This is a genomic window from Streptomyces sp. NPDC052042 (assembly GCF_044548345.1).
GTDB lineage: Bacteria > Actinomycetota > Actinomycetes > Streptomycetales > Streptomycetaceae > Streptomyces.
The window spans coordinates 21,351-27,555 of sequence record NZ_JBIUBU010000047.1 but is presented as its reverse complement, the minus strand read 5'-3'; the positions used below and the strand labels follow the sequence as shown (position 1 = coordinate 27,555).

Below are 6,205 nucleotides of genomic sequence, written 5' to 3'. Positions count from 1 at the left end.
GATCAGGCTGCCCCCAGCTTCACCAGGCCGCTGCGACGGCCCGGAGGTGGTGGCCTTTCACCTCCACTCGATTGCATCGCGCCTCGTGGCGCACTTCTGTGCCATCGAACTTTGAGTGTGTGCCATCGGAGTTTGAGTGGCGTGGATCACTGAGTCAGGAGCGTTGTGCGAGGAAGACGAACTCTTTGCCTGGCCGGTCAGGCGCATCGCGAACGTCTTCCACCACGTAACCGTGGGCGGCTAGGTCCGTCTCGACCTCTGCTCGCCCTCGAAAACGCAGTGTGGAGTCCGAGGTCATGACCTGTCCGTCTGCCGCGAAGACGTAGGTCCAGCTCGCCAGGATCACGATGGTGAGGGCCGCCGAACGCCGCGCGGCATGCTACGGAGGGTTCGCGCAGATGGTGAGCGAGGACCTGGCGCAGAGCGGTGACTACGTGCGCCAGGCGGTGCGCGCGGAGAGATCCGTGGAGGGCACGTTCGTGACAGATGCAGTGATCGCCGAGCGGGTCCGGGGGACCAGTTGGGAGGTCATCGGTGAAGCAGCCCGCATGAGTGCGGCGGAGGCCGAGGAGAAGTGGGGAGGTGACGAGTCACGGTGGCGCCGTGCCAGCCGAGCAGACGATCTCTACCGGAAGAAGCCAGGAGCGTACGCCGCGGCAGCTGACCAGTACCTCATCACCGACAAGCCCTACCAGCCCAGCACCGGTCGTCCGTTGTCTGCCTCGCTGGACGCGTCCGCGCATCTCACCGGCCGCGACGTCGCCGCAGCGGACCATGCGTTCACCGGCACCGCCTGCACGCACTGCCCCCACTGACCCTCTGCGACACTGGAAAGCCCTGACCCCGGCAGCTGCAATGCCGGGGTCAGGGCGTTTCACGGGCGGCTTCCGAGCCAGACGATGTCCAGTACGGACAGATGCCGCAGCACGCGGTTGGCGAAGAAGACGACCGACAGGTGGCCGACGGACGCGATCCGCACGTCCTCGCCCTCCGGATCGTCGGCATCCCACTGCGGGAAGCCCCAGGAGTTCCCGGCCGCGGCGTCCATGACGTCCCAGCCCATCTGCTCCGCGTGCTCGGGCAGTGCATCGAGCACCTTCGCGGCCGGAGGCGACAGCCGGACCGCAGCGGCGAGCCATCCGTGTACAGCTGCCCGCGAATCTTCTAGGAGGGCGAGCCGGTGCAATTGCCGGCCACTTCGAAGGGGGAACCTACCGTCAATGCACATCATCAACGGAGCATGAGACCGACAAGTGGAGGCACCAGATGGCCGATCTCCCGCCACCGCCAGAGGGAATTGTGCTGGCCCACTTCATCGTCTCGGACGATGTCGAACGCTCTCGACGCTTCTACACCGAAGTGCTCGGCGGCCGGCTGGCCTACTCCGGCCCTGGAGGCCTGACCTATGTCGCACTGGCCAACAGCTGGATCATCATCAACGTCGGCGGAGGCCCGACGGACGACAAGCCCTCGGTCACCCTGGAGGCGCCGCGCGATTTGGGCCGGGTCAGCAGTTTCCTCAATATCCGCGTCAAGGACATCTACCCCTTGTACGAGGAGTGGAGCGCCCGAGGTGCCCAGTTCCTGACGCCGCCGAAACAACACGCGTACGAGATCCGCTGCTACATCCGCGACCCTGACGGCCATCTGATCGAAGTCGGCCAGACCACCGACCCGGAGGGAGACTGGACACCGGCTCACTGGCCTCCGAGTTCCCGCACCGGCGATTCCGAGTGAGCTCCGAGATCCCGGGCCGCGCCCCGCTACCTTGACTGCGCGAGTCGCGGACGATCTCGGCGAGCCGGGCGGCCTGCGCGTCGACGGACTGCGGTCCGTTGCCGGTCAGCAGGTTGCGCTCGCCGTCCCAGACCGGGTCTTCGAATTTAGAGTGGGGTGGAGGTGCCCGCGGGCTCGGCGGGCGGTTCCCACACCGATCCGCTGCCTGGTCGAGCAGGGCCACCCCCGCGGCGTTGTCGTGCGCCGAGCGGCCACGACGACGGCAGGGCCTCGCAGTTGCTGCGCGAACTGGACTGGACCGCGGCCGATTTGTTGCGGGCGACCGTCGACACCGTGCTCTACGAGGCGATCCGCCCGGCACATTTCGGCACCGACGACGAACAATCCCGGCGGTCATTCCGACGGCCCGCGATGACGAGCAGGAGGTGGACCCATGACTGGGGCAACCGGCAGAGTGGCATTGGTGACAGGTGCCAGCAGCGGAATTGGTGCGGCCACCGCGGGTCTCCTTGCCGCGCGAGGGATGCGCGTGGTGGTCAACTACCTCCGCAACACCAAGGCGGCCGACGAGGTCGTGGCCGGCATCGAGGCCGCAGGCGGACAAGCCATGGCCGTGCAGGCCGACGTCCGCGAGGCAGCGGCCGTCGCGAGCATGGTCGAACAGATCCAGACGGCGTGGGACGGCATCGACGTCCTCGTGCACAACGCGCTGATCCCGTATGCGGTCAAGTCGTTCCAGGACATGACGTGGGAAGAACTGGGCGGCAAAATCGACGCCGAGATGTATGCGGCGTTCGCGGTCACCAAGGCCGTCCTGCCCGCGATGACCGAACAGGGCTGGGGACGCATCATCTACATCAGCACCGGCCTCAGCCGCCGGCCTCGGGCGGGCATGATCGCGCTGGGCGCGGCCAAGGCCGCCTTGGAGCAGTTCGCCCGCTACCTCGCCCAGGAACTGGGCCCGCAGGGCATCACGGTCAACATCGTCGCAGCCGGCCCGGTGGAGGAAACCCGCATGGGGTCCGCGCTCGACGAGGAGATCAAGCAGCGGCAGGTGGCCCTCACCCCCATGGGCCGCCTGGCACGCCCGGCCGATGTCGCTCAAGCGGTCGCCTTCTACGCCGGCGAGGACAACGCCTTCATGACCGGCACGACGGCCGCGGTCAACGGCGGAATGTCGATGGACTGACAGTCCGACCGGTATCCGCCGCACCGCCACCTCAGCACCATACGCCGCTCCGTGCCGCGCCCACGCGGGATGGCGCGGCGATGACATGATCAAGGAAGAGCTTCATGTATACGATCGATCTCGCCTATGTCGGGCGGGGCCTGCACGAGGAACTGGTCGCCTACATTGCCGACCAGGAGGACTTCTACGCCGACGAGGGCGTCCACGTAGCGCTGCGCGACGGCTGCTCCTGGGACGTTGAGCGGCTGCGCCGCTGCGCCATCATCGGGCTCGGCCGGGCACTGCTGTCCCGGCTGACCGACGGCACCCCGTGGGCCGCACTCCATGTCAACACCCACCACCCGCTGTTCTGGTTCCTCGCCCGCCCCGGCCTGACCTCCCTGGCCGACCTGGCCGGCCGACGGCTGGCGATACACGCCCCCCACACCGCACCCGGGTGCTTCGCCAGGATCGTGCTGCGCAAGGCCGGCCTCGACCCGGACCGCGACATCAAGACCATCATCCGCTCTCCCGGCGACTACGGCCTGGACCTGCGAGGGCTGCGCGACGGCAGCATCGACGCCGCCTACGTCGGCAGCACCATGGCACCGGAGGCGGTGGCCGCCGAGCACGGCTGGCAGGTGCTGGGCTGGGTCGGCGACCACTTCCAGATCCCCACCGTGGGCGTGGCCGTCGACCCCACCTACATCCCACCGGACGACCCCGCGGTCCAGGCCGTCGTACGAGCCCACCGGCGCGCCCTGCAGGTGATCCACGACGACCTCGACACCACGGTGCGGCACATGCGGACGTTCCTCGGCGGACAGACCGAGGATGAAGTCCGAGCCCATTACGAGAGGTTCATCGCACCGTACTTCACCACCGACGGCCAAACCGACCTCGCTATCGGCGACAGCGCGATCACCGCGGTCGCCGCCGAACTCGGTGTCCCCGCCACCATCACGGCAGCTGAGGTCTACCGCACTGCAACCACCACAGCCTAGATGATCAATTCCAAGGGATGCCTCTAGCACACCTGCCGGGGGTGCCGCCGGGGGCCGGCCGGACAGTTTCTCGCCGCCTGTCGTCAAACGATCGTTTGACGACAGGCGGCCGACGCGTCCAATGAACCCGTGCAATCCGGGGGTCCGCGGCGGCCCGAATCCAATCAGATCCGATGGTGATTGCTGACAGGGTTTGACGACAGATAGGGTCCGATCCTCCGTACGGAAGGGGCCCCGAGTGGCGAACCTGGTCTACAAGCGGGTCTCGACCGACCAGCAGTCGACCGCCCGGCAGAACCTCGTCCTGGACGAGGCCGGGATCGAGGACCCGGTCGTCTTCGAGGAGGACCCGGGGACCTCCAGCCGCCTCCACCCACTCCAGCGGCCGAAGTTCCGCGAACTGCTCACCTACGCGCGGCCGGGCGACACCGTGCATATCTCCGAGATGTTCCGCCTCGTCCGCGGCACCGGCCACATCCTCGACGTGCTCGACGTCCTCCACCGCGACCGTCTCGCCCTGCGCATCCACGACGGTGCGTTCTCCGCGATGGACCTCACTGCCCGCCACCCGCGCACCGGCGAGCTGCTGTCTACCGTGAAGTTCATGGTGCAGACGCTCGCCGCTGCCGGCGAACTCCAACGCGACCTCCAGCGCGAGTTGACGTACGACGGGCTGCGGGCCGCGGAGGCGAAGGGCAACAAGGGTGGGCGTCGCCCCGCCGTCCCGGCCGGCAAGACCGACGCCGTGCGCACCGCCTACCTGGAAGGCCGGTCCATCGCCGCCCTCGCCCGCGACCACGACGTCAGCCGCGGCGCCATCCGTAACGCTGTCGCCGACCTCCTGCCCGACCACGCCGCCATCGAGGAGGACTCCCCGGCGCCGGAGCTGCCGGTCACCCTCGACATGCCGGGCAAGGTCGCCGACTTCCTCCGCGCCGCCGAGCTGGACGACGTCGAGCGGGCCGCGCTCGACCAAGGGGTGACCGTGCGGCGCGGCCAGGGCTACACCCTGCGCGTCAGCGCCGTCCCCGCCGTGCACCTCGGACTCCTCGCCCGCTGCCAGCCGCTCGACGGCGGCCACGGCGTTCCAGCGGTCCCGGCGCAGCGCAAGGCCCGCCGCGAGTACGAGAACCGCGTCAACGCGCTCACACCGGCCGGGCCATGATCACCGGCTTAGCGTTAACGGCTGTACCGATGTTCCCCGAGGCCGACCTACGGGACTTGTTCCAGCTCACCGTCGATGAGGCCGAAGTACACGGCCGGCGGGCTGGACGGCCATTCACCGTGGTCCGGCAGATGAACAAGTCCATCCTCAAAGAGGGGCTGCACAAGGACGACTGGAACCGGTCGTAAGCTCAGGTCGCGGCTCGCGTCAGCCCTCCCGTGGGGAGGCTGGGAGGGACGGCGCGGCCCCGCCCACGTGGCAGCGCACGGGCGGGCCCGAGTGAGGGCCTCCGCCTGGGGGCAAGAGGATTACCGCCGTCACAGCATTGCACCGGTCCCAGCCACGCAACGGGGTCGTGACTGGACTTGTCTTCCGTCTCACGCAGGAGCCCAGTTGAGCGGTTTCAGCCTGCGGTCTGCGGGGCACCGGCGGTGCTGTGCTGCTCGTCCCACTCCTGGATCACGGTGCGCAGCATGGCGGCGATCTCGGGGTGGGTGCCTTTGCGAGTGGCGGCGCTGCGCAAGTACGTCTCGGCTCCCTCCTCCAGCGCCGCGCAGACAGGGCGAAGGGGCGGCCTCCCGGGCGGCCGCCCCTTCGCTGTGTCGTTCAGCGCAGGCGTCCGAGGTGGATGACGCTGACGCGGACCTGGCTGTCGCTGATCTCGTACATCACGCGGTAGCGGCCGACGTGGATGCGCAGGACGTCGGTGCTGCCGAACGCGCCCTCGGGGCGCGGTTCCTCGGCGAGGCGGTCGACGGCGGTGAACACCTGCCGGACTCCGGCGGGGTCGTCCTTGGCGAACTGCTCCGCCTGGGCGAGCGCCTCGGGTTCCCAGATGACCTCGTAGCTCACGCCTCGACTCCGCCGAAGACGCGTCGGTACGCCTCATCGTGCGGAACGCCGGCGCTCTCGCCGCGTTCCTGGCGCGCGCGGTAGGCGGCCAGGGCCCGCAGTTCCTGGAGTTCGAGGGCGTCGGCGGGGCTGACCAGTATCGCGATGGTCTGGCCGTGGTCGGTAATGGCGGCCGGTTCCCGGGTGGCGCTGACCTCGCGCGCGATGGCGCCCAGCCGGGCGCGGGCTTCCACGATCGAGTAGGTGCTCTCCGTCGTCATGCACACCACCTTACGGAAG

General features: G+C 68.8%; 8 protein-coding genes and 1 pseudogene. 5 read left to right on the top strand and 4 right to left on the bottom strand.

Annotated features, from left to right (window positions below; translation table 11 throughout):
• Positions 1–154 precede the first annotated feature (154 nt).
• Positions 155–331 (bottom strand): annotated as a pseudogene (locus ACIHCL_RS35595) (SAM-dependent methyltransferase); the annotation flags it as partial.
• A 67-nt stretch (positions 332–398) separates the two neighbouring features.
• On the opposite strand from ACIHCL_RS35595, the gene ACIHCL_RS35590 reads away from it, so the two are divergent.
• Positions 399–815, top strand: a complete 417-nt coding sequence (locus ACIHCL_RS35590) for a hypothetical protein (protein WP_399868596.1) — start codon at positions 399–401, stop codon at positions 813–815.
• 59 nt (positions 816–874) lie between these two features.
• On the opposite strand, the gene ACIHCL_RS35585 is transcribed toward ACIHCL_RS35590, so the two are convergent.
• The gene (locus ACIHCL_RS35585) at positions 875–1,096 is read right to left on the bottom strand and encodes a hypothetical protein (protein WP_399868594.1); all 222 of its coding nucleotides are present in this window, start codon (positions 1,094–1,096) and stop codon (positions 875–877) included.
• A 170-nt stretch (positions 1,097–1,266) separates the two neighbouring features.
• On the opposite strand from ACIHCL_RS35585, the gene ACIHCL_RS35580 reads away from it, so the two are divergent.
• The 4 genes from ACIHCL_RS35580 to ACIHCL_RS35565 all read left to right on the top strand — a co-directional run bounded on the left by ACIHCL_RS35580 (position 1,267) and on the right by ACIHCL_RS35565 (position 5,074).
• Positions 1,267–1,737 carry a VOC family protein gene (locus ACIHCL_RS35580; protein WP_399868593.1) on the top strand — a complete coding sequence of 157 codons (471 nt, stop codon included), beginning with the start codon at positions 1,267–1,269 and terminating at the stop codon, positions 1,735–1,737.
• Positions 1,738–2,170: 433 nt separating this feature from the next.
• A complete protein-coding gene (locus ACIHCL_RS35575; RefSeq protein ID WP_399868591.1) occupies positions 2,171–2,926 on the top strand; it encodes an SDR family NAD(P)-dependent oxidoreductase in 756 nt (251 codons plus the stop codon).
• Between the two features lie 104 nt (positions 2,927–3,030).
• Positions 3,031–3,909 carry an ABC transporter substrate-binding protein gene (locus ACIHCL_RS35570; protein ID WP_399868590.1) on the top strand — a complete coding sequence of 293 codons (879 nt, stop codon included), beginning with the start codon at positions 3,031–3,033 and terminating at the stop codon, positions 3,907–3,909.
• A gap of 238 nt (positions 3,910–4,147) precedes the next feature.
• On the top strand, positions 4,148–5,074 hold the full coding sequence (locus ACIHCL_RS35565) for a recombinase family protein (RefSeq protein WP_399868588.1): 927 nt from the start codon (positions 4,148–4,150) through the stop codon (positions 5,072–5,074).
• A 606-nt stretch (positions 5,075–5,680) separates the two neighbouring features.
• On the opposite strand, the gene ACIHCL_RS35560 is transcribed toward ACIHCL_RS35565, so the two are convergent.
• Both ACIHCL_RS35560 and ACIHCL_RS35555 read right to left on the bottom strand, forming a co-directional pair.
• Positions 5,681–5,926, bottom strand: coding sequence for a type II toxin-antitoxin system RelE/ParE family toxin (locus ACIHCL_RS35560; protein WP_399868586.1), 246 nt, complete (start codon positions 5,924–5,926; stop codon positions 5,681–5,683).
• Positions 5,923–6,186 carry a type II toxin-antitoxin system Phd/YefM family antitoxin gene (locus ACIHCL_RS35555; protein ID WP_399868583.1) on the bottom strand — a complete coding sequence of 88 codons (264 nt, stop codon included), beginning with the start codon at positions 6,184–6,186 and terminating at the stop codon, positions 5,923–5,925. Before ACIHCL_RS35555 ends, ACIHCL_RS35560 begins: the two co-directional genes overlap by 4 nt.
• Positions 6,187–6,205: the final 19 nt, after the last annotated feature.